Below are 22,006 nucleotides of genomic sequence, written 5' to 3' on the forward strand. Positions count from 1 at the left end.
CGCCGGGGGAGGATCGATCATCGTGAGGGGCGCAAGAAAACGCATCATCCTACTGCCCCAGACGTTCGAGCAGGATAGGAACATGCACCTGGTCGGATTTGTAATTGCCGGTCAGCATGTACATCATGATGTTGACGCCGGCGCGCAGCGCGTAGACCCGCTGCATCGGGTCGGCGGGCACGGTCGGCAAGAGCGGGTCGCCATTCTCGTCGACCGCCCAGGCGCCGGCGAAATCATTGGCGGTGATCATGATCGGCGACACGCCGTCGCCGGTGCGTACCGGCCGGTTGTCGGCATTGCTGGCATCGAGCGATGCCTCGACCCAGAGCGGGCTGCCGGCGAAGCGGCCGGGAAATTCGGGCAGGATGAAGAAGGACTTGGTCAGCACATGGTCCGACGGCACCGGCTCCAGCGGCGGCACGTTGAGGTTGGCGAGAATATCGCGCAGCCGCTCGGTCGCCGGGCTGGTGGAATCGGCGCCGATGCCGTTGGCGAACTGGTCGCGCGTGTCGAACAGCACCGTGCCGCCTTGCTGCATATAGGCGTCGATGCGGGCGATGGCCGCCTGGCTCGGCATCGGTGCCGCCGGGTCGATCGGCCAGTAGATCAGGGGATAGAAGGACAGCTCGTCCTTCGAAATGTCGACGCCGGCCGGCGCCCCCGGTTCGAGCGCCGTCTTCTCGATCAGGAAGCGGGTCAGGCCCTCGAGCCCGGCGCGGCTGATCGAATCGACACCCGGCACGCCGGTCAGCACATAGGCGATGCGGGTTTTCGAAATTGCCTCGATAGCGCCCTGGTCACCCGGCTTGGCGTCGTCGGCACGGGCAAGGTCGGCGTGGCCGAACAGCGCGCCAAGCGCGATCAGCACGGCGGCGGTGGTTGCAGCGGCACCGGCCCGGCGCGGCCGGCGCCAAAACAGGCCGCCCATCCACAACACCGCCAGCGTGTCGAGCAGCATCAGCAACAGAGCCGCGGCGACCAACGCGCCCTTCAGGTTGCGCGATTCGTCAAAGGCATACTGGATGGTGGTGACCGGCACCGTCAGTTGCGGGCGCGCCAGCGGCTCGAACGTGCTTGCGACATCGAGCAGATTGTGGGCGAAGACGCCGGTCTCCGAACCATATAGGCCTGGCGGGTTCTCGAAGGTGACCGGCAGCGTGCCCGCGCCCGGCACAAGCGGCCGTGCATCGGGTGTCGGCGGCACCAGCGAGCCGTCGGCCGCGATCATGCGATAGGGTGCCAGCGACGTGGCGGCGGCTTCGGCATTGGCGACCGCCGCGCCCTGGTTGCGCGACAGCTGCACGATGCGGCGCAGCATCTCGACGAAACTGCCCGAGATCGGCAGGTTCGACCATGTCGCCTCGGGCGTGACGTGGAACAGCACCAGCGTGCCCTTGCCCTTCTTCAGCCCGGTGACCAGCGGCGTGCCGTCGGCAAGGGCGGCCCAGGTGCGCTCGACGATGTCGGGTGTCGGTTCGGCCAACACCTGCCTGGTCACCGTGACCTCGGTCGGCGGCGCCAGGTCGGCGAACGGGCCGGCCTTGGGAAATTCGGTGACCGGCTGCGGCGAGGTCCATGACAGCGCGCCGCCGAGCGAACGTTCGCCGGTGCGCAGGCGGACCGGCAGCAAATCGTCATCATTGCCGGCGGCGGCCAGCCGCGAGCCTGCGAAGCGCACCAGCGTGCCGCCATTGTCGACCCAGTCGACCAGCCTTTGCCGAACCTGGGCGGGAATGGTGCCGATATCGGCCATGACGATCATCGCCGGCTTCTGGTCGAGGATCTGCGGGATGGCGTCGGCGAGATCGGCGCTGGAGGGCTCGACCAGATCGGCGAAGGGCTGCAGCGCGCGCCTGATGTAGTAGAGCGGCGACAGAAGCGGCTGCGCCTGGTCGGCCTCGGCTTGCGACAACAGCCCGACGCGGCGGCGCTTGGAGCTTTCGTCGAGCACGCGCACGGCACCCGCATGCCGCTCGCCATCGAGCGCGATCGAGGCGAAGTCGTTGCGCAATTCGAACGGCACCGCCATGGTGCCGGTGGCCGCGGCCTCGCCCGGCGCGAAGGTCAGGGTCGCATCGGCGATGCGGCGGCCCTTGTCGTCGAAGGCGCCGGCGGTGACCTGAGCCGGGGCGGGATCGCCGGGCGCGCGGACGGCGGTCAGGGCAAAGCCATCGACCTGGTTTTCGGCAGACGTCAGGCCGGTCAGGGAAAGCCGGTCGGCCACCGCCCAGACGACGCGGGCGGCATTTTTCGACAACAGCGTGTTGAAGGCGGCCTCGTCGCCCTTTGCCGCCAGGCCATCGGCGAGCACGGCGACGCTGGCGCCGGGCAAGCCCCCCAGCACGCCGGCGACGCGGGCATAGACGGCGGGCCGGTCGGTCGGGATCGGCCGCGGCTTGGCGGCGCGCAAGCGGTCGAGTGCGGCGGCGGCATCGAAGGGGCCGATCTCCGCATTGGGCTTTTCGGCGGTGAAGGCGATAACGACCGGCACGCCGTTCGAGCCGGCGTCGTTGATCAGCCGTTCGGCCGTGGCGACGCGCTTGTTCCAGTCGGCGGCGCTGGCCCAGTCATTGTCGATGACCAGGGCAAGCGCGGCACCCTCGGCCGGCAGCTTTTCACGCGGATTGAAGACCGGTTCGGCCAATGCCGCGACGACGAGGGCCGCCATCAGCAGCCTGAGCAGCGTCAGCCACCAGGGGCTGCGCTGCGGTGTCTCCTCGCGCCTCAGCACGCGGGCCAGGATCTTCAGCGGCGGAAACACCTCGGTCTGCGGCTTGGGTGGGGTGAGCCGCAGCAGCCACCAGATCACCGGCAGCGCCAACAGGCCCCACAGCACCATGGGGGCGCCGAAGGAGAGCGGCAGCCAGCTCATGCGACAGCCTTCCCAGGCTTACCGCCATCGGCGGAAATGCCAGGCTTACCGCCATCGGCGGAAATGCCGGGCTTACCGCCATCGGCGGTCATCGCCATGTGCAGGCGCACCAGCGCGTCGGACGCCAGCCGGTCGGTGTGGTTGACGGTAAAGCTCCAGCCGAGCCGCTTGCACCAACTGGCCAGTTCCTGGCGGCGGGCGGTGTAGAGCAGGCGGTATTCGTCGGCCAGCATTTCGGCGCGCCCCGCGGTCAGCTTGTCGCCGGTCTCGGGATCGGTGAACTCGGTGCGGCCGGCATAGGGGAAGGTTTCCTCGGCCGGGTCGGCGACCTCGATCAGATGCGCGCGCACGCCGTGGCGGGCGAGCACGTCGAGCCAGGCCACGGTCTCCTCGACCGGATCGAGGAAATCGCTGGCGATGACGATGTCGCAGAAGCGCCTGATGTCGGAGAGATCGGGTTTTGCCGGCAGCTCGCCGGCATGCATGAGCTGGGCCGCGATGCGTTCGGCGCCGTTGCGGGCGGTGAACGGATCGGTCAGATCTGGCCAGGCGATGCGCTCGCCGCTGCGCGACAGAAGCTCGGCCATGGCCAGCGTCAGCACCAGCGCGCGCGATTGCTTGGAAACGCCGGCGCCGGTCGACTTGTAGAGCATGGACGGCGAGGGATCGGCCCACAGCCAGACCGTGTGGGCGGCTTCCCATTCACGGTCGCGCACATAGGTGTGGTCGTCGCGGGCCGAGCGGCGCCAGTCGATGCGCGAGGAATCGCCTTCGACGTAGGGCCGGAACTGCCAGAAATTCTCGCCGATGCCGCGCTTGCGGCGGCCATGCCAGCCGGCGATCACGGTGTTGACGATGCGGCGCGCCTCGACCAGCAGGTCAGGCACGAGCGAAGCCCGCAACCGGCCGCGGGCGAGCGCGTCGCGCGTCGCTGCCGGAGCCTGGACCTCGCCGATACGCGCCATCAAATACCTTTCACGAGTTTCGCCACCACATCGCGTACGCTGGTGCCTTCGGCACGGGCGGCGAAGGTCAGCGCCATGCGGTGCTGCAGCACCGGCTCGGCCAGCGCCCTGACATCGTCGACCGAGGGTGCCAGCCGTCCGTCGTAGAGCGCGCGGGCCCTGGTGCACAGCATCAGCGCCTGGCTGGCGCGCGGGCCTGGGCCCCAGGCGACATGCTTGTCGGTGTCGGCATTGCCTTGGCCGGGACGCGCCGAGCGCACCAGGGTGAGGATCGCCTCGACCACGCTTTCGGGCACCGGCATGCGGCGGATCAGTGTCTGGATCTCCTTCAGCCGCGCCGGCTGCAGCACGTTGGTGGCCTTGGCGTCCTCGACGCCGGTGGTTTCCAGAAGGATGCGGCGCTCGGCCTCGATTTCTGGATAGAGGATGTCGACCTGCATCAGGAAGCGATCGAGCTGGGCTTCGGGCAACGGGTAGGTGCCTTCCTGCTCCAGCGGGTTCTGCGTCGCCAGCACATGGAAGGGCGAGGGCAGATCGTAGCGCGCGCCGGCGATGGTGACGTGATATTCCTGCATCGCCTGCAGCAGCGCCGATTGCGTGCGCGGCGAGGCGCGGTTGATCTCGTCGGCCATCAGCAGCTGGGCGAAAATCGGGCCGGAGATGAAGCGGAACGAGCGCTTGCCGGTCTCGTCCTGCTCCATGACCTCGGAACCGAGGATGTCGGACGGCATCAGGTCGGGCGTGAACTGGATGCGGCGTGAATCGAGCCCGAGCACGATGCCCAGCGTCTCGACCAGCTTGGTCTTGGCCAGGCCCGGCACGCCGACCAGCAGCGCGTGGCCGCCGGCAAGCAGCGCCACCAGGGTGCGCTCGACGACGTGCTCCTGGCCGAAGATCACCCGGCCAACCCCGTCGCGGATCCTGGAGATGTCTGCAAGCGCCTTCTCGGCCTCGGCGACCATGTCCGTTTCGCTAATCGGGCTTTCCTTGACCATCACGCTCATGCCGCATCGATCCCTTTGGTTGGAAATGCCATGGTTTGGAAATACTGGCCCGCACCATACCATAGGTTGCCGCGATTCGGCCTCGCGGAGCGCCTATGCTGGAACTTAAATCACAGACTTAGGCTGACAAGCGGAACAACAGTGACTATTTCGTGACGATGAGCGAACACCACGAACATCGCCAACAAAGCCTTACGCAGGCCACCGAGGCCCGAGGCCTCGAGGCGCTGATCTCGCGCGCGGCCCGTGCCGGCAAGGGCGCGGCGCCGGTCGAGCGCTGGAATCCCGACTTTTGCGGCGATCTCGACATGGAGATCAAGGCCGACGGCACCTGGTTCTACCTGGGCACGCCGATCGGCCGCATGCCGCTGGTGCAACTTTTCTCGTCCGTGCTGCGCAAGGACGCCGACGGCAGGACCTATCTGGTGACGCCGGTGGAAAAGGTCGGCATCCGCGTCGCCGATGCGCCGTTCATCGCCGTCGAGATGGATGTTTCGGGCGAAGGCGAGGATCAGGTCATCACCTTCCGCACCAATGTCGGCGACGTGGTCGAGGCCGGGCCGGAGCGGCCGCTGCGCTTCGTCGACGAGAACGAGACCGGCGGTTTGAAGCCATATCTGCTGGTGCGCGGCAGGCTGGAGGCGCTGGTGGCGCGGCCGGTCATGTATGAGTTGGTGGGGCATGGCGAGGAGATCGAGATCGACGGCCGGACGATGTTTTCGGTGCGCTCGAAGAATGCCGTGTTTCCGATCATGCCTGCGGATCAGTTGAAGCGGTTGAGCGCGTGATGGACCAGATATCGCCGGCGCCGTTCTCATCGGCGGATTTTCGCGCGCGCTTCGCCGCGCAGCCGGACGCGCATGCCGGCGACGACTATGGCGATCACCGCTTCAATCCCGGCCACCCACGCCTCAACCCGGGCAAGCCGCTGCGCAATGCGGCGGTGCTGATCCCGGTGGTCGACCATGACGGCGAGGCGACGGTTCTCCTGACCAAACGGGCCGAGAGACTGCGCAATCATTCCGGGCAAGTGGCTTTCCCGGGCGGCACGATCGATGCGACCGACGCGAGCCCGGAGGCGGCGGCGCTGCGCGAGACCTTCGAGGAGATCGGCCTTGGCCAGGATCGTATCGAAATCATCGGCCGCATGCCGGATTACGTTGCCGGCAGCGGCTACCGCATCGCGCCGGTGCTCGGCATCGTGCGGCCGGGGTTCCAATTGGCTTTGAACGCCGACGAAGTCGATGCCGCCTTCGAGGTGCCGCTGCGCTTCCTGATGGACGCCGCCAATCACAAGCGCGACAGCCGCATGTGGAACGATCTCGAATGGTTCTTCTACGACATGCCCTATGGTGACCGGCGCATCTGGGGCGTCACCGCCGGTATCATCCGTACGCTCTATGAAAGGCTCTATGCGTGAGTGTTTCGATCGCGGGCAGGGCCGACTGGCTCTCCGACAAGCATCTGCAGCGCCTGCTTGGCGCGCTCACCGAAGGCGGTGAAGAGGCGCGTATCGCCGGCGGCGCCGTGCGCAACGCGCTGATGGGCCAGCCTGTCGCCGACGTCGACATCGCCACCTCTTGCCTGCCGCAGGAGACCATCCGCCGTGCCGAAGCGGAAGGCTTCAAGGCGGTGCCGACCGGCATCGAACATGGCACGATCACGGTGGTCGCGGGCGGCAAACCCTACGAGGTCACCACCTTGCGCGCCGACGTCGAGACCGATGGCCGCCGCGCCAAGGTGTCGTTCGGACGCGACTGGAAGCTCGACGCCGAGCGGCGCGACTTCACCATCAACGCGCTCTACGCCGAGGCCGACGGCAGTGTTGTCGACCTTGTCGGCGGCATTTCCGACATCGAGGCGCGCCGGCTGCGCTTCATCGGCGACCCGGAGGCGCGCATCCGCGAGGATTATCTGCGCATCCTGCGCTTCTTCCGTTTCTTTGCCTGGTATGGCGACGGCCGGCCGGATGCCGAGGGGTTGAAGGCCTGCGCCCGGCTGAAGGACGGCCTTGGCCAACTCTCGGCCGAACGCGTCTGGTCCGAACTGAAGAAGCTTTTGTCGGCCCCCGATCCCTCACGCGCCCTGTTGTGGATGCGCCAGGCTGGTGTCCTGACCGCCGCGCTGTCGGAAAGCGAGAAATGGGGTATCGATGCGATCCACGGGTTGACCAAGGCCGAGAAAGACCTGGGCTGGGCGGTGGATCCGATGCTGCGGCTGGAGGCAATCGTGCCGCCGGATGCGGCGCGCATGAAGACGTTGGCCGAGAGGCTCAGGTTCTCGACCGCCGAAGCCGACCGCATGCTCCATTGGGCCCTCACCACGGCCGTCGAGCCGAAGACGACCGAAGGCGAACTGGCGAAACGGCTCTATCGCGGCAACCGGCAAGGGTTTGTCGACCGCCTGCGTCTGTCGCTTGCCGCGGCGCGGGTGCGCGCCGTCGAGGACAATGACGCATTGCTTCAAGCGGGCGGCTTTTCGCGCCTGCTTGGCTTTGCGCTCAAATGGGAACGGCCCGAGTTTCCGCTCAGAGGGGCCGATCTGACGGCGCTCGGCGCAAAGCCGGGACCGAAGCTTGGCGAAATCCTCAAGAACCTCGAAGCCGAATGGGTCGAGGCGGGATTTGCGCCTGATCGCGACACGTTGCTCGAACGCGCCGCGCAAGCGCTTGACACGTAGGTCGGAAACGCCGGATCTCCGCCGGTGTTGCCCTGCTGTTCCGTCCTGCTACTTGATCGACAGCGGAGCCAGGGCACGCGAAAGGCTTGCCTCGCCCTTGCCATAGACGGAGGCGCTGTAGTTGGCCAACGTGTCGGTCCGGGCCGTATTCAGCAACTGGTTGGTGATCTGGGTCGACGTTGCCTTGGTGAACTTGCTGCCCACGATGGCGGCGTAGCCGGCAACGATCGGCGCGGCGAAAGAGGTGCCGTAAAGGCCGGTCTTGTCCCCGGTGACACCCACGACCAGGAAATGGCTCTGCACAGCCGTGTTGGTGCCGGCGGTGTTGGAATACCAGGCCATGGTGGCCTTGTTCGACGTCGTGCCGTTGCTGTTGAGCGCGCCGACGAAAATCGCGGATGCCTTTCCGACCAAGGCGAGGTCGAGATAATCCTGCTGGCCGCTGGTGACGCCGCCCACGGCAACCGCGTCGTTGCCCGCGGCCTTCGAAACCACGGCCGTTCCCTTGGTGGCATAGTAGATGATGGAGGCCTCCTCGGCGCTCCATCCGATCTGGCTTGGGCTGTAGCCTGCCTTGGCGTACATGCCATAGCTCAGATTGAGCACGTTCAGGCCCGGCGCCAGCGCGACCGAGGAACTGGTGGAGAAGTCTTTCGACCGTATCGTCGCCAGCGGCGCGATCATGCTGGCTTCTTCGCGGGTCCATTCGCCATGGCGCTGGGTCTGGGTGCCGATGCCGAAATTGCCGCTGAACTTCGAGGTGCTGGAGAAGTCGTCGACGATCGTGATGGTGACGCCTTTGCCTTTGTAACCGGCACGCCATGCGGCCCCGACATCCGGGCTCATCCAGTTTTGCAAGGTCTGCGACGTGGCCGCCGGCAGGGTTGCGCTCAGGCATATGGATGCGTTGGATTGACCGCCGCCGCAGAGCGCGGACAGCGGATCTGGACCGACAGCTTCCTGAGCCACGGCAATCGATGCCGGCAGGAGGGCGAGGGCCGTGGCAATAGCGAATTTCCAATGCGTATTTGACATGTTTTTACCCCGGTTCAAACAGAAGCTAGGACGGAGGATCGCGGATCTTCCGCGGCTACGCGACATCTCGTGCCCGGCCCCTCGCGATCAGAAAGTAACACGGTAATTCAGCCACAGATGCTGGCTCTCCGGTTTAGCGTTAGCCAGATATTTCAAGGTTTCCTCGGGTGCCATCTCCCCGGCGGCGAGCCGGCAATTGACGCTGAAGGTGCCCAGATCGCCATAATCGGCCTGGCAGGGCTTTTCGCTGAGCTTGCCGCCGAAGGTCGTGGTGAACGACAGGGACAGGATGCTGTTCGCGCTCGGATGCAGCTGTGTGAGGAATCCGAGCTTGAGGCTGGGCGCGATGCGATACTTCTCGCCTTGTTCCCCAGTGCCAAATCCCCAAAGGATACCGGTGTCCTGCGTGATCTGCGTCATCAGGTCCACATGCGTGTCGACCCAGTTTGTCTGGTACCACTGGTTGAACGATACCCGGCTTCCGGTCTGCAACTCAACCCGCCGTCACCCAGGCCTCTCGCCTTGTCGCTGACCGGCGAGCCCTGATGGATGTCGATGAGCGATGTCGTCATGTCCTGGGCAATCGCCGGCGACGCGCCAAGGAGCGCCCACGGCAGGAGCGCCGTTGCGCACAAACTGGCACGATTGCCGGACTTTTCGCGCATGCGCGAACACCTCGCCCACCGATTCCGGACCAGTGCCTGACGGCGACGGGCTTCTCTGGCGGCCCCCTGTAGTCTGGAAATCAGTCCGACGATCGCACGGGTTCGGTTACCGCACGGTTTATTTTAGCTGGAGCAAATATTTTTTTTTGAGATGCAGGCAGTGTCTCGCAAATAAATCAACGCGGCACGCGTTACCCAAGCGCACCGCGGTTCTTTTGTTATTACCTGAAACCCCCCCGCCGCACCTACGCGGCGTCGCGGACCTTCTCGATGCGCGAGCGGATCGCCTCGATCATCGTCTCGCGGATGGTCGTCTCGCCATGCGTCTCGCGCATATGCTCGACGGCGCGGCGCATCACCTCGGCCTCCTCGTCGGCCCGTGTGTGCCATTCGCAGCCGGGAACGAGCGACCCGCAGTGAAATTGCTTCATGGGATTTCTCCTCTTGCTCCATGGAGCCGGTCGAGGCTCCGCCACTTTTGGCTTACGGTCGGATGGTCAGACGTAAGCGGGGCGAAAGCTATAACACGGGAGGGGCGGCATGGTTGCATCAAAGCTGCGTGCGCCGTCCTGTCACCGGACGTCTACGGCCAGCGCACCTCCGGCGGCAGGCTGGAGAGGATCGAGGCGACATTGCCGCCGGTCTTCAGCCCGAAAATGGTGCCACGGTCGTGCAGCAGGTTGAATTCGACGTAGCGGCCGCGGCGGATGAGCTGTTCATCGCGGTCGCCATCGGTCCAGTTCTCGTTGAAGTTGGCGCGCACGAGGTGGCCGTAGACGACGAGGAACGAACGCCCGACATCCTGGACGAAGTTGAAATCGGCGTTCCAGCCGCCTTTCTCCTCGCCCGAATGCAGCCAGTCGAAGAAGATGCCGCCGGTGCCGCGCGGCTCGTTGCGGTGCGGCAGAAAGAAATACTCGTCGCACCAGGCCTTGAATTTCGGATAGTCGGCGACGTCGGCGTTCTTCTCGCAAGCGAACTGCATGGCGCGGTGGAAGGCCGCCGTGTCGGGATCATCCTGGGTGCGGCGGCGGTCGAGCACCGGCGTCAGGTCGGCGCCGCCGCCGAACCATTGCCTGGATGTGACGACCATACGCGTGTTCATGTGCACGGCCGGAACGTTGGGGTTCCAGGGATGCGCGATCAGCGAAATGCCCGATGCCCAGAAGCGCGGGTCTTCCTCGGCGCCAGGCATCTGCTTGCGGAACTCGGGCGAGAACTCGCCATAGACGGTCGAGGTGTGGACGCCGACCTTCTCGAAGACGCGGCCGTGCATCATCGACATGGTGCCCCCGCCGCCCTTGCCCTGATCGCGCTCCCACGGCGTTTTCTCGAAACGGCCCGGCGACCATGAGGCGAGCGGGCCCTGCAGGTCCTGCTCGATCTGCTCGAAGCCGGCGCAGATGCGCTCGCGCAGCGCCTCGAACCAGAGCCGGGCCTTCATCTTCTTCTCTTCGATGTCGGCGGGCAGCCCTGCCGGTATTTCGGGTCGTTCCAAGTGCCGTCTCCGGTTGTGGGCCACCCGTCGTGGGGATTCCCGATAAATGACTCGTCTTTTGCCGGCGCGATCCCTAATCTCTTGAGGGTCAGGGTCAAGTCCCGTCTGATTTAGGGTGTAAGGAGTTGCTTCGTGCGCACCCCGGCAAGACCGCCGCTGGATGGCCTGAAGAAAAGGCTCGACCAAAGCCGGGCCGAGCGCGCGCGTATGCCACGCGACGGCTTTTTGCGCGAGACGTTCGTCCTGCCGCGCTCCGATGCCCGGCTCAAGGCCAAGGAATGGTTCGAGCGCTTTCCCAAGCAGGCCTACTGGACCGAGATCGAAAGCTGGTTCGAGCGCCCGGGCGATCTGATCGAGTTCACGATCAGGCGCCTGCCGGCAGCGGATTAACGCTCGACCAACAGCCTTCTCGCGCCAGTTCCCTCCCCGGCAAGCCGATCCCCCTTGTTCCTCAGCGGGCATTTGTCGATCGACATGCAGCCGCAGCCGATGCAGTCGGTCAGCCCGTCGCGCAGTTTCTTCAGCTGGCTGATTTTCTGATCGAGGCTATCGCGCCAAGCCGTTGAAAGCAGATTCCAATCCTCGCGCGTCGGGGTGCGGCCTTCAGGTAATGATTCAAGTGCGACACCGATCTCCGCGAGCGTGATGCCGACCTCCTGGGCAATCCGGATTATGGCCACGCGTCGCAGGACATCGCGGCCGTAGCGGCGCTGGTTGCCGGAGGTGCGGTGGCTGCGAATCAGCCCGCGGGCTTCATAGAAATGCAGCGCCGACACCGCCACGCCGCTGCGCGCGGCCACTTGGCCGACCGTCAATTCCGTTACCGGCGCCATCTTCGCACTTTCCCCTTGACCTCAAGTTAAGTTGAGCTTGTAGCCAAGAAAGCCTGGATGTGCAAACGAAGGAGAAGGCGGATGTGCGCCTGGGCAAAAATCACCGCGGACCGCGCTGCCGGCGATCCCCTAGCCGAGTTGCCGGATGGCTTCGCCCGCCACCATGGCCACGGAAAGGGCGACGTTGAGGCTGCGCGCGGTGGGCTGCATCGGGATCGTCAGCCGAACATCCGCCGCCTGATGGACTGGATCCGGCACGCCCGCGGATTCGCGGCCAAACAGGAGGATGTCGCGGTCGGTGAAGCTGAAGTCGGTGTAGGGGGCCGTGGCCCTGGTCGACAGCAACACCAGCCGGTCCGCGCGGGCCTTGCGCCACTCCTCGAAGGCATTCCAGTCGACATGCCGGGTCAGGGCGGCCATTTCGAGATAGTCCATGCCGGCGCGCCTGAGCGCTCTGTCGGAAAGCGGGAAGCCGGCCGGCTCGATGATGTCGACGCCAAGGCCGAGGCAAGCGGCGAAGCGCAGGATTGTCCCGGTATTGCCGGCTATGTCAGGCTGGTAGAGCGCGATGCGGAGACCACGGTTCACTTTCGCGTCCTTCTAATAAGTGGCAGATCGGCCACAGCAGCTTCCTGGTTTTGGAAATTCCTGGACCTGCGGGTGGCCATTTTTTTCGAAGTCGGGTATACGACCAGCATTGTCAACCCGAACCGATGGAGGGGTAATTCATGATGACCATGCACATCCAGCGCCCCACCCGTGGGCTTACTTGCGCCCTGGCGGTTTCGGTACGACGTTTCTCCTGATCTTTTAGGCACTTCCGCACCGATCTCCGCCGAAACCATACCCTGGTCTTCGAAGGAATCCTGCGATGTTTTTCAAGCTGCCGAAGGGGCCGATGGCCCCGTCCCAACGCGTTCCGACTGATCCGCCGCCGATCCCGCGGCACGATGTCGATCATCCTTTTTATCTCTATTTCAACACGGAGGACGGACCGATGTTCGATCCATACAGAATACCGGGCTCGAGGAGCCTGCATATCCACCGGCTGCCGACCTGGGCGCTGCTGATCGGCGAAACCTATTCGTCGGCGGTTCATGCCGAAGTGCGCCGGCGTCCGCATCGCGGCATGCTGCCGGATGTCGATTTCTCGCACGCGGTTCCCGACCTGAGCCGACCGTCGCTGGTGCGCCGCATCATCCGGCTGATCCGGCCGGGCGCGAAAAACCGCACTGGTGGCACCGTGTCGTCAGCATCGACAAAGGTGGCTGTCGGCGAAAAGCCGGCGAGCCCCTATATTGCGCGAAGCAGGGCCGACGCTCCGGATGATTCCGGAGCGTCGGCCCTCGACGCCATGCGATCCGAGGACTTTGTACGTCGCCAAGCCGCGTAAGCGGAAAACAGATTTTACAGGCATGCCCTAATGTTGTTGTTTAGCTGGTTTGAAAGAAGGCTCGATCCGTTCCCGGCTGCGGAACCGGTCGAACCGCCCAAGACGCTGGTTGCCTTCTGCCTGCATTATACGCGCGGCGCATGGCCCTATATCCTTATCGATGCGGTACTGGTGGCGGCCATCGCCATCGCGGAAGTGTGGATGTTCGGCTTCCTTGGCCGCATCGTCGACTGGCTGTCGGGGCAGAACCGCGAGACCTTCCTGCAGACGGAGGGCTGGAAGCTCGCCGGCATGGCGTTCATCGTGCTGTTCGCGCTGCCCGGCACGGTTTGGCTGCATTCGCTGCTCAACCAGCAGACGCTGATGGGCAACTATCCCATGCGCATCCGCTGGCAGGTGCATCGCTATCTGCTCAAGCAATCGATGAGCTTCTACCAAGACGAATTCGCCGGCCGCATCGCCACCAAGCTGATGCAGACGGCGCTCGCCGTGCGCGAATGCGTCATCAAGGTGATCGACGTCCTGAACTACGTCATCGTCTATTTCCTCGGCATGCTGCTGATCGTCGGTTCGGCCGACTGGCGGCTGGCCGCGCCGCTCGGGGTCTGGCTGGTCGGCTACATCCTGTTGCTGCGCTTTTTCATCCCGCGCCTGGGCAAGGTCGGCGAGGAGCAGGCCAATGCGCGCTCGACCATGACCGGCCGCGTCGTCGACAGCTACACCAACATCCAGACGGTCAAGCTGTTCAGTCATTCGCGCCGCGAGGCCGCCTTCGCCAGGGAAGGCATGATGGGCTTCCTCGACACGGTCTACCGGTCGATGCGGCTGGTGACGGTGCTGTTCGGCTCGCTCTACATATTGAACGCGCTTCTGCTGTTCTCGGTCACCGCCATCTCGCTGTGGCTGTGGATGGGGCAAGCTGTGACGATCGGCGCGGTCGCCGTGGTCATCGGCCTGGTGCTCCGGATGTGGGGCATGTCGCAGTGGATCATGTGGGAAATGTCGGGCCTGTTCGAGAATATCGGCACGGTGCAGGACGGCATTGCCTCCATCTCGCTGCCGCGCCTCGTCGAGGACAGGCCGGATGCCAGGGAGATCAACGTTTCAAAAGGCGATATCCGCTTCGAGGACATCCGCTTCCACTACGGCAAGCAGAAGGGCGTCATCGAAAACCTGTCGCTGGCGGTGAAACCGGGCGAGAAGGTCGGCATCGTCGGACGCTCGGGCGCCGGCAAGTCGACGCTGGTCAATCTCCTCCTGCGCTTCTACGACCTGGAATCCGGCCGGATCCTGATCGACGGCCAGGAGATCGCCGGCGTGAAGCAGGATTCGCTGCGTGCCCAGATCGGCATGGTCACACAGGACACCTCGCTGCTGCATCGTTCGGTGCGCGAGAACATCCTTTATGGCCGGCCCGATGCGAGCGATGAGATGTTGGTCGAGGCGGCACGGCGGGCCGAGGCGCTGGATTTCATATCGGCGCTTTCGGACCATAGCGGCCGCAAGGGTTTCGACGCCTATGTCGGCGACCGCGGCGTCAAACTGTCCGGTGGCCAGCGGCAACGCATCGCCATTGCTCGCGTTATGTTGAAGGACGCGCCTATTCTTATCCTTGACGAAGCGACGTCGGCGCTCGATTCCGAGGCGGAAGCCGCCATCCAGGAGAATCTCTACAAGCTCATGCAGGGCAAGACCGTCATCGCGATCGCGCACCGGCTGTCGACCATCGCTGCGATGGACAGGCTCGTCGTGATGGACCAGGGCCGCGTCATCGAGGAGGGTTCGCACGAGGAACTGGTCGCTGGCGGCGGGCTCTACGCGCAACTCTGGCAGCGCCAGTCGGGTGGATTCCTGTTCGAGGACAGTCCGGTCGGCGCCGCCAACGACAGTGTCGCCAACGACATTGGCGCGAAGGGGCAAGCCGCAGAATGATGGCCGCCGCATGATGACAGCCGTCTACCGCTGGTTCGAAAACTGGGTCTATCCGTTCAGGGAGCCGGCGCATCTTCGGCCACCGGCCAGCGTCGCCGGCTTCCTCTGGCACTATGTCGGCCAGGCGAAGTTCGCCTTCTTCGCCATGCTGGTCGTCGGCGGCATCGCGCCGCTGGTCGAGGCCGGGCTGTTCTATTTCGTCGGGCGGCTGGTCGATATTCTCGATCAATTGCCCGGCGAGCGGAGCTGGCATGCATTATGGACCGCCGCCGGCCCCGAACTGATGTTCATGGTCGCAGTGGTGCTGGTCCTCCGCACAATGGTCGTGGCCCTCTCGGCGCTGGTCGACGAGCAGACGATCACGCCCGGCTTCTACAATCTGGTGCGCTGGCAGGCGCACCGGCACGTCTCGCGCCAGTCCTACGCCTTCTTCCAGAACGACTTCGCCGGCCGGATCGCGACGAAAGTCTGGCAGGCGGGGCAGGCGACCGGCGACCTGATGGAAAGCTTCATCGAGGTCGTCTGGTTCATGATCGTCTATACGGTGACGACGCTGGCACTGGTCGCAGGACTCGATCTCAGGCTGGCGGCATTGGTGGTGATCTGGATCACCGCTTTCGGCTTTCTGGCCAGGCGCTATCTGCCGGCAATCCGCAAGCACGCCGAAGCGACGGCCGAGGCGGGCTCGATGATCAATGGCCGCATCGTCGATTCCTACTCCAACGTGCAGACGCTGAAACTTTTCGCGGCGGACGGCGACGACCGCTACATCAGGAACGGCTTCGACATCTATCTCGACGCATTGCGCCCCTTCACCCGCCGGTTGACCGGCGTGCGCATGGCGCTGACGACGCTGTCGGGCATCATGATCACGGCGATCGGCTGCTTTGCCGTCTATCTCTGGGTCGAGGGCTCGATCACCGTCGGCGCCGTCGCCTTCACGCTGTCGCTGGTGCTGCGCCTCAACATGCTGCTCGGCCGGCTGATGATGCAGATGAACAGTATCTTGCGAAACCTCGGCGTGCTGGAGAACTCCAAGGCGCTGATCTCGCAGCCGCTGGGGCTGACCGATGCCCCGGATGCCAGGGAATTGGTCGTGACGGGTGGGCGCATCGACGTGAAGAATGTCGAGTTCCATTACGGCAAGGGGTTTGGCGTGCTCAACGGCGTCGACCTTGTCGTCAAGCCGGGCGAGAAGGTCGGGCTGGTCGGGCCATCGGGCGCCGGCAAGACGACGTTGGCCAACCTGATCCTGCGCCTCTACGACCTCGAAAGCGGCCGGATCACCATCGACGGCCAGGACGTCTCCGATGTGACGCAGAATTCGCTGCGCGCCAATATCGGCGTCGTCAGCCAGGACACCGCCCTGTTTCATCGCTCGCTGCGCGACAACATCAAGCTCGGCATGCCCGATGCGACCGACGCGGAGGTGATCGCGGCGGCCAAGAAGGCCGAGGCCCACGAATTCATCCTGAGCTTGCGCGACAACAGGGATCGCCAGGGCTACGAAGCCTTTGTCGGCGAACGCGGCGTCAAGCTGTCGGGCGGCCAGCGCCAGCGCGTGGCGATCGCCCGCGTCTTCCTCAAGGACGCGCCGATCCTGATCCTCGACGAGGCGACGTCGGCGCTCGATTCCGACATCGAGGCGGCAATCCAGGAGAATCTGACGCGGCTGATGGAGAACAAGACCGTGATCGCCATCGCGCACCGGCTGTCGACGATCGCGGCACTTGATCGCCTGGTGGTGCTCGACGGCGGCCGCATCGTCGAGCAAGGCACGCATGACGAACTGGTGGCGCGCGATGGGCTCTATGCCCGGCTGTGGAAGCGCCAGTCCGGCGGCTTCCTCTATCACGAGGAAAGCGTGCTCGAAGAGACGCGGCCGGCGGAGTAGGCGCATGGGTGGATCGCCAGAGGTCAGTCCGGAGATCGGCCGAGAGGTTGGCCCGGAGATCGACTATGCGCTCAAGCGTTTGCGACCAACCGTGGCGGCCTTCGACGCGTTGAAGGACGAGAGCCGGCTGGAAGGCTACTGGATGCTGGTGCGGTTGGCCGATGGCTGGGCAAGCGGCCGCAACAAGTTCCTGAAGCACGGCGAGGGACTGTTCGGGCTATGGCATGGCCGGGAACTCGCCGGCGTATGCGGGCTGAACATCGATCCCTATTTCGAGGGCAGGGACCAGGGCCGGGTCCGGCACCTGTTCGTCAGCGCACGCCACCGCCGCAACGGCCTCGGCCGCATGCTGGTCGAGACCGTGATCGATCGGGCCGGCCAATATTTCTCCGTGTTGAACACCCGCGCGCCGCCGGAAGCCTTCGGTTTTTATGAACGGCTTGGCTTTCAGCGCGTGGAAGGCGAAGAATTCGTCACCCACCGCATGGTGTTCGGGAAAGGGAACTGAAATGTCCTTGCGTCCGCCATCTCATCTTGCCGGCGCGTCGGCCGCCGAAGCGGCGTTCGACGCGCTTGGCCATGAAATCCTCGCCGAGAAGGCGGCGGCACTTGGCCGCGCCGGTCAAAAGGTCGAGGAGACGCTGGCCCGGCTAACCAGCAATGCCGACAAGGACATGCGTCCCTTGCTTCTCAAGGAGGCTGCCGCGGCCGTTCACGCCTATTTCATCCAGCGCGAATTGTGCGGCTTTCGCAAGCACGACGCCGTCATCCGCGAATACAACATCCCCAAAGCCGTGCTGGTCAGGCTTGGCGCCATGTAGAGTTGGAACTTGCCGCGCTGATTTCCCTGTGGAAGCGCGCCAGGCGGGCGGCAAGCGCTTCGGGATTTTCATCGGCAACGAAGTGTCCGCTGTCGGCTATGATGTCGCCCTCGACATTTGAGAGCCCGGCCGCGCGCAGGCCATTGACATAGTCGCCGATGTCGCCGGACTCGGCCGCACCCCTCAGATACAGCACCGGAACCGCAATCGGCTTCGCGGGCCGCGCGGCATTGGCCTTGGCATCCTCGGGAAAGGCACGATACCAGTCGAACCCCGCCTGGAGGCTTTCCGGCCGGGAATAGGCCTTGGCGTAGATTTCCCTGGCGTCGTCAGGGATCGAGGCTCGATCCTTCGAAAGCACATTGAAGAAGAAGTCGAAATAAGCGCTCTGATGGCCGCTGACCAGCGTTTCCGGCAAGGCTGGAATAGCGTGAAAGGCGAAATGCCAGATTTGCGGATTGCGAATGACCTTCTCCCACGGAGCGACGCCCGGAATGACGACATCCATGATCGCCGCGCCGGAAAGAATCTCAGGATGGTCGCTCAACAAGGCAAATACGATCTGGCCGCCGACATCGTGGCCGGCGGCCACGAGCTGGCGCAGCCCGCAAGTCTCTGCGACGCCTCTCATCAGCCTCGCCAAGGTTCTCTTGTCACCAGCCTCGGCTACGCCTTGCGAGCCGCCGATGCAGGGCAGGTCAGGGGCGACGACCCGGTAGTCGGCCGCCAACCGGCCGATCACCCGCTCGAAGGCGTAGGAGCTTTGCGGCCATCCGTGCAGCAGAAGGAAAGCCGGCGCACCAGCGGGGCCTGCCTCGCGGGTCGCAATGCTCAGCCCTTCGATTTCGATGGTCGAGGTTTGCATATCCTGGCTCTGGCGGCTCTCTGGTTGGCGCCTATGCCGTTGATCTAGGCGCCAACCGGGACGCCGCCAGGGCTATGCAGGAATTACTCCAGCCATTCCGTGATGAAGCTACCGTTTTCGTGGATGTCGGTCGTTTCCAGCGGACCTGGACCGAGATTGGTGAATTTGTGCGGCGTGTGCGGCGGCACGATGACGATCTGCCCCGCCGAGGCCTCGATCTCCTGGTCGCCGACCGTGAACAGGCCGGTTCCCTCGCGAATGATGAAGATCTCCGCATAGGGATGAGCGTGCAGCCGCGGGCCGCCCCCGACATCGGGCAAGTAATTGAAGATCAGGCAGGAGTTGGAGCCGTAGACGCCGCCTTGCAGTTCGCCCTTCCAGTGGTTGGAACGAACAGACCATTCCTCGCGATCGATGACATGCACCATGGCAGGGAAAATAGATCACTCGGGCAGCCTATGTCGAGGCAAACAACGATGCCGGATTTGCGGTTGTTTCCCGGTTGTTTAGCCGCCTTTTGCGGCCATTCGCCGCCTTGCCGCGCGATAGGGGATTTTGTCCCCGCGACAATCTGCCCTTGTGCCTTGACCCGTCTGGACAAAAACGGGCTTCACGCATAAACCGAAGTCCAAATGCCGGAGGAATTCGCTAGCCTGTTCGCCATGCGCTGTCGGGTTGGCGTGATTGAGCGGGGAACAAGGCTCAGCCACCGGCGCGGAAGAGGCGAAAGGATCAGGCACCCGTGAGCGCAACCGACATCCACGATCCCAACCGTCGAGATTTTCTCTACGTCGCCACCGGCATGGCCGCCGTGGTCGGCGCCGGTGCCGTCGCCTGGCCGTTCATCGACCAGATGCGCCCCGACGCCTCGACGCTGGCGCTCGCTTCGGTCGAGGTCGATGTCTCCTCGCTGACGCCCGGCAGCTCGCTGATCGTCAAGTGGCGCGGCAAGCCGGTCGTGGTGCGCAACCGCACCGAGAAGGAAATGAAGGACGGCGGGGCCGTCAGCCTCTCCGATCTCAAGGATCCGATCGCCCGCAACGCCAATTTGCCATCCGATGCGCCGGCGACCGACGCCAACCGCACCACGCCCGGCAAGGAAGCCTGGATGGTTATGGTTCAGGTCTGCACCCATTTGGGCTGCATTCCGCTCGGCCAGGAAGGCGATTTCGGCGGCTGGTTCTGCCCGTGCCATGGCTCGCAATACGACACTGCCGGCCGCATCCGCAAAGGCCCGGCACCGGAGAACATGGCGATTCCGGTATTCAAGTTCATTTCCGATACCAAACTCCTTATCGGTTGAGGCAGGGGATATTTCGATGAGCGAGGGACACTCGACCTATACGCCGAAGACCGGTATCGAACGCTGGTTCGACGCCCGCATGCCGCTGCCCAGGATGGTCTATGACAGCTTCATCGCCTATCCGGTGCCGCGCAACCTGAACTATATGTGGACTTTCGGCGGCATACTGGCAATCATGCTGGTGGCGCAGATCCTGACCGGCATCGTCCTGGCCATGCACTATACGGCCGACACCAATCTCGCCTTCGGTTCGGTCGAGAAGATCATGCGCGACGTGAATTCCGGATGGCTCCTGCGTTACATGCACGCCAACGGCGCCTCGTTCTTCTTCATCGCCGTCTACCTGCACATCTTCCGCGGTCTCTATTACGGCTCCTACAAGGCGCCTCGCGAACTGCTGTGGATCCTGGGCTGCATCATCTATCTCCTGATGATGGCGACGGGCTTCATGGGCTATGTGCTGCCATGGGGGCAGATGAGCTTCTGGGGCGCTACCGTCATCACCGGCTTCTTCAGCGCCATCCCGCTGGTCGGCGACTGGATCCAGCAACTGCTGCTCGGCGGCTTCGCCGTCGACAATCCGACGCTCAACCGCTTCTTCGCGCTGCATTACCTGCTGCCGTTCATGATTGCCGGCGTCGTCGTGCTGCACGTCTGGGCGCTGCATGTCGTCGGCCAGTCGAACCCGACCGGCATCGAGGTCAAGTCGAAGACCGACACCGTCGCCTTCACCCCCTACGCGACCATCAAGGACGCGTTCGGCATGATCGTGTTCCTGTTCGTCTTCGCCTACTTCGTCTTCTACCTGCCGAACTATCTCGGCCATCCGGACAACTACACGGTCGCCAACCCGCTGAAGACGCCGGCCCATATCGTTCCGGAATGGTACTTCCTGCCGTTCTACGCGATCCTGCGCGCCATCACCTTCAATATCGGGCCGATCAATTCCAAGCTCGGCGGCGTGCTGTGTATGTTCGGCGCCATCGTCATGCTGTTCCTGGTGCCGTGGCTCGACACTTCCAAGGTGCGCTCGGCGGTCTACCGGCCCTGGTACAAGCTGTTCTTCTGGCTGTTCGTGGCCGATGCCATCCTGCTGGGCTGGCTGGGCTCGCAGCCGGCGGAAGGTAGCTATGTGTTCATGGCGCAGATGGCGACGCTGTTCTACTTCGCCTTCTTCCTGGTCGCGCTGCCCGTGCTCGGCTTGATCGAGACTCCGCGCAGGCTGCCGAACTCGATCACCGAGGCGGTGCTCGAAAAGAACAAGGGTGGCGGCGGACATCCGGCGGGCGCCACGGCAGCACCCGAGACCAAGGGCTGAGCGGTAGAGAATCTAAGGGGATTTGGCATGAAGAAGATTCTCACCTCGCTGGCGCTGGTCGGCCTTGTGGCCGCCGGCACTGGGGTTGCAGGCACTTGGGCGTTCGCGGCCGAAGAAGCGCACAACGCGGCGGCACCCACGCATTTCCCGATCAACGAGCCGAAGGAAATGAGCTGGAGCTTCACCGGTCCGTTCGGCACCTATGACAAGGCGCAGCTGCAGCGCGGCCTGAAGGTCTACAAGGAAGTCTGCTCGGCCTGTCATTCGATGAACCTGGTGGCGTTCCGCACGCTGTCGGACCTCGGCTATAGCGACGCGCAGATCAAGACGCTGTCAGCAGAATACACCATCCACGACGGCCCCAACGATGCCGGTGACATGTTCGACCGTCCCGGCAAGCCGTCCGACCATTTCCCGGCGCCCTTCGCCAATGAGGAAGCCGCCGCTGCGTCCAATGGCGGCGCGGCGCCGCCCGACATGTCGCTGCTGGCCAAGGCGCGCGGCGTCGAGCGCGGCTTCCCGCAGTTCGTCTTCGACATCTTCACCCAGTATGATGCGGGTGGTCCTGACTACATCCATTCGCTGCTGACAGGCTACGACGAGACGCCGCCCGCCGGCATGGTCATCCCGGAAGGCACCCACTACAATCCGTACTTCATGTCCGGCGTGTCGCTGAAGATGCCCAAGCCGCTCTCCGACGGCCAGGTGACCTATGACGACGGCTCGCCGCAGACCATCGACCAGTATTCCCGTGACGTGGCTGCCTTCCTGACATGGGCGGCCGAGCCACACATGGAAGACCGCAAGAAGATGGGCTTCCGCGTGCTGGTGTTCCTGCTTCTGTTCGGCGCCCTTGTCTACCTGACCAAGCGTAAGGTGTGGGAAGCCGTCGCCCACTAAGCGATGCCATAGTCTGGAATTCAAAAGGG

23 protein-coding genes are annotated in these 22,006 nt (G+C 64.3%); 12 read left to right on the forward strand and 11 right to left on the reverse strand.

The window, feature by feature from the left end; all coding sequences use genetic code 11:
• Positions 1–49: 49 nt before the first annotated feature.
• From EN808_RS03770 to EN808_RS03780, 3 genes are read right to left on the reverse strand one after another with little or no spacing between them, the layout of a single operon-like run.
• Positions 50–2,872 (reverse strand): DUF4159 domain-containing protein, encoded by a 2,823-nt coding sequence (locus tag EN808_RS03770; protein WP_135915186.1) that lies wholly within the window; start codon positions 2,870–2,872, stop codon positions 50–52.
• Entirely contained in the window at positions 2,869–3,837 is a 969-nt protein-coding gene (locus EN808_RS03775; RefSeq protein ID WP_135867495.1) for a DUF58 domain-containing protein, read from the reverse strand. Before EN808_RS03775 ends, EN808_RS03770 begins: the two co-directional genes overlap by 4 nt.
• Entirely contained in the window at positions 3,837–4,841 is a 1,005-nt protein-coding gene (locus tag EN808_RS03780; RefSeq protein ID WP_127280906.1) for a MoxR family ATPase, read from the reverse strand. The genes EN808_RS03775 and EN808_RS03780 overlap by 1 nt, the downstream gene beginning before the upstream one ends.
• 158 nt (positions 4,842–4,999) lie before the next feature.
• Between EN808_RS03780 and EN808_RS03785 the strand changes: the two genes are divergently transcribed.
• Genes EN808_RS03785 through EN808_RS03795 form a run of 3 tightly spaced genes read left to right on the forward strand, consistent with a single transcriptional unit; the run spans position 5,000 to position 7,520 of the window.
• Complete coding sequence (locus EN808_RS03785) at positions 5,000–5,629, forward strand: DUF1285 domain-containing protein (protein ID WP_127280907.1); 630 nt, start codon at positions 5,000–5,002, stop codon at positions 5,627–5,629.
• Positions 5,629–6,261 carry a CoA pyrophosphatase gene (locus tag EN808_RS03790; RefSeq protein ID WP_127869773.1) on the forward strand — a complete coding sequence of 211 codons (633 nt, stop codon included), beginning with the start codon at positions 5,629–5,631 and terminating at the stop codon, positions 6,259–6,261. The genes EN808_RS03785 and EN808_RS03790 overlap by 1 nt, the downstream gene beginning before the upstream one ends.
• A complete protein-coding gene (locus EN808_RS03795) occupies positions 6,258–7,520 on the forward strand; it encodes a CCA tRNA nucleotidyltransferase (protein ID WP_127280918.1) in 1,263 nt (420 codons plus the stop codon). The genes EN808_RS03790 and EN808_RS03795 overlap by 4 nt, the downstream gene beginning before the upstream one ends.
• A gap of 48 nt (positions 7,521–7,568) precedes the next feature.
• On the opposite strand, the gene EN808_RS03800 is transcribed toward EN808_RS03795, so the two are convergent.
• The 4 genes from EN808_RS03800 to hemF form a co-directional block, all read right to left on the reverse strand.
• Complete coding sequence (locus EN808_RS03800; RefSeq protein WP_135915187.1) at positions 7,569–8,555, reverse strand: S8 family serine peptidase; 987 nt, start codon at positions 8,553–8,555, stop codon at positions 7,569–7,571.
• 87 nt (positions 8,556–8,642) lie between these two features.
• On the reverse strand, positions 8,643–9,047 hold the full coding sequence (locus EN808_RS03805) for a hypothetical protein (RefSeq protein ID WP_245525028.1): 405 nt from the start codon (positions 9,045–9,047) through the stop codon (positions 8,643–8,645).
• 418 nt (positions 9,048–9,465) lie between these two features.
• Entirely contained in the window at positions 9,466–9,651 is a 186-nt protein-coding gene (locus EN808_RS03810; RefSeq protein WP_027047304.1) for a DUF1059 domain-containing protein, read from the reverse strand.
• Between the two features lie 152 nt (positions 9,652–9,803).
• Positions 9,804–10,718 carry an oxygen-dependent coproporphyrinogen oxidase gene (hemF, locus tag EN808_RS03815; RefSeq protein ID WP_135915188.1) on the reverse strand — a complete coding sequence of 305 codons (915 nt, stop codon included), beginning with the start codon at positions 10,716–10,718 and terminating at the stop codon, positions 9,804–9,806.
• Between the two features lie 132 nt (positions 10,719–10,850).
• On the opposite strand from hemF, the gene EN808_RS03820 reads away from it, so the two are divergent.
• Entirely contained in the window at positions 10,851–11,108 is a 258-nt protein-coding gene (locus EN808_RS03820; protein ID WP_023770299.1) for a hypothetical protein, read from the forward strand.
• On the opposite strand, the gene soxR is transcribed toward EN808_RS03820, so the two are convergent.
• A complete protein-coding gene (gene soxR / locus EN808_RS03825; protein ID WP_127276069.1) occupies positions 11,105–11,551 on the reverse strand; it encodes a redox-sensitive transcriptional activator SoxR in 447 nt (148 codons plus the stop codon). The two genes, EN808_RS03820 and soxR, sit on opposite strands and share 4 nt — an antisense overlap.
• Positions 11,552–11,680: 129 nt before the next feature.
• Complete coding sequence (locus tag EN808_RS03830; RefSeq protein ID WP_135915189.1) at positions 11,681–12,139, reverse strand: tRNA (cytidine(34)-2'-O)-methyltransferase; 459 nt, start codon at positions 12,137–12,139, stop codon at positions 11,681–11,683.
• 283 nt (positions 12,140–12,422) lie between these two features.
• On the opposite strand from EN808_RS03830, the gene EN808_RS03835 reads away from it, so the two are divergent.
• The 5 genes from EN808_RS03835 to EN808_RS03855 are packed head-to-tail and all read left to right on the forward strand — an operon-like array spanning position 12,423 to position 17,591.
• The gene (locus EN808_RS03835) at positions 12,423–12,944 is read left to right on the forward strand and encodes a hypothetical protein (RefSeq protein ID WP_189524053.1); all 522 of its coding nucleotides are present in this window, start codon (positions 12,423–12,425) and stop codon (positions 12,942–12,944) included.
• A gap of 30 nt (positions 12,945–12,974) precedes the next feature.
• A complete protein-coding gene (locus EN808_RS03840; RefSeq protein ID WP_127869767.1) occupies positions 12,975–14,876 on the forward strand; it encodes an ABC transporter ATP-binding protein in 1,902 nt (633 codons plus the stop codon).
• Positions 14,877–14,886: 10 nt separating this feature from the next.
• Positions 14,887–16,770 (forward strand): ABC transporter ATP-binding protein, encoded by a 1,884-nt coding sequence (locus EN808_RS03845; RefSeq protein ID WP_127869766.1) that lies wholly within the window; start codon positions 14,887–14,889, stop codon positions 16,768–16,770.
• 4 nt (positions 16,771–16,774) lie between these two features.
• Positions 16,775–17,278 carry a GNAT family N-acetyltransferase gene (locus EN808_RS03850; RefSeq protein ID WP_135915190.1) on the forward strand — a complete coding sequence of 168 codons (504 nt, stop codon included), beginning with the start codon at positions 16,775–16,777 and terminating at the stop codon, positions 17,276–17,278.
• A 1-nt stretch (position 17,279) separates the two neighbouring features.
• Complete coding sequence (locus tag EN808_RS03855) at positions 17,280–17,591, forward strand: DUF6665 family protein (protein ID WP_127869764.1); 312 nt, start codon at positions 17,280–17,282, stop codon at positions 17,589–17,591.
• Here the strand turns inward: EN808_RS03855 and EN808_RS03860 are convergent.
• Together EN808_RS03860 and EN808_RS03865 are read right to left on the reverse strand one after the other, a co-directional pair.
• Positions 17,572–18,456, reverse strand: a complete 885-nt coding sequence (locus EN808_RS03860) for an alpha/beta hydrolase (protein ID WP_135915191.1) — start codon at positions 18,454–18,456, stop codon at positions 17,572–17,574. The two genes, EN808_RS03855 and EN808_RS03860, sit on opposite strands and share 20 nt — an antisense overlap.
• An 83-nt stretch (positions 18,457–18,539) precedes the next feature.
• Positions 18,540–18,884 carry a cupin domain-containing protein gene (locus EN808_RS03865; protein ID WP_127276062.1) on the reverse strand — a complete coding sequence of 115 codons (345 nt, stop codon included), beginning with the start codon at positions 18,882–18,884 and terminating at the stop codon, positions 18,540–18,542.
• Positions 18,885–19,198: 314 nt separating this feature from the next.
• Between EN808_RS03865 and petA the strand changes: the two genes are divergently transcribed.
• The 3 genes from petA to EN808_RS03880 are packed head-to-tail and all read left to right on the forward strand — an operon-like array spanning position 19,199 to position 21,977.
• The gene (gene petA / locus EN808_RS03870) at positions 19,199–19,759 is read left to right on the forward strand and encodes a ubiquinol-cytochrome c reductase iron-sulfur subunit (protein WP_135915192.1); all 561 of its coding nucleotides are present in this window, start codon (positions 19,199–19,201) and stop codon (positions 19,757–19,759) included.
• 16 nt (positions 19,760–19,775) lie between these two features.
• Positions 19,776–21,077: a cytochrome b N-terminal domain-containing protein gene (locus tag EN808_RS03875; protein WP_127276060.1), complete on the forward strand. Its 1,302-nt coding sequence runs from the start codon at positions 19,776–19,778 to the stop codon at positions 21,075–21,077.
• Positions 21,078–21,104: 27 nt separating this feature from the next.
• Complete coding sequence (locus tag EN808_RS03880; protein ID WP_127276059.1) at positions 21,105–21,977, forward strand: cytochrome c1; 873 nt, start codon at positions 21,105–21,107, stop codon at positions 21,975–21,977.
• Positions 21,978–22,006 lie beyond the last annotated feature (29 nt).

This window comes from Mesorhizobium sp. M8A.F.Ca.ET.165.01.1.1 (genome assembly GCF_004792065.1).
Classification (GTDB): Bacteria; Pseudomonadota; Alphaproteobacteria; order Rhizobiales; family Rhizobiaceae; genus Mesorhizobium.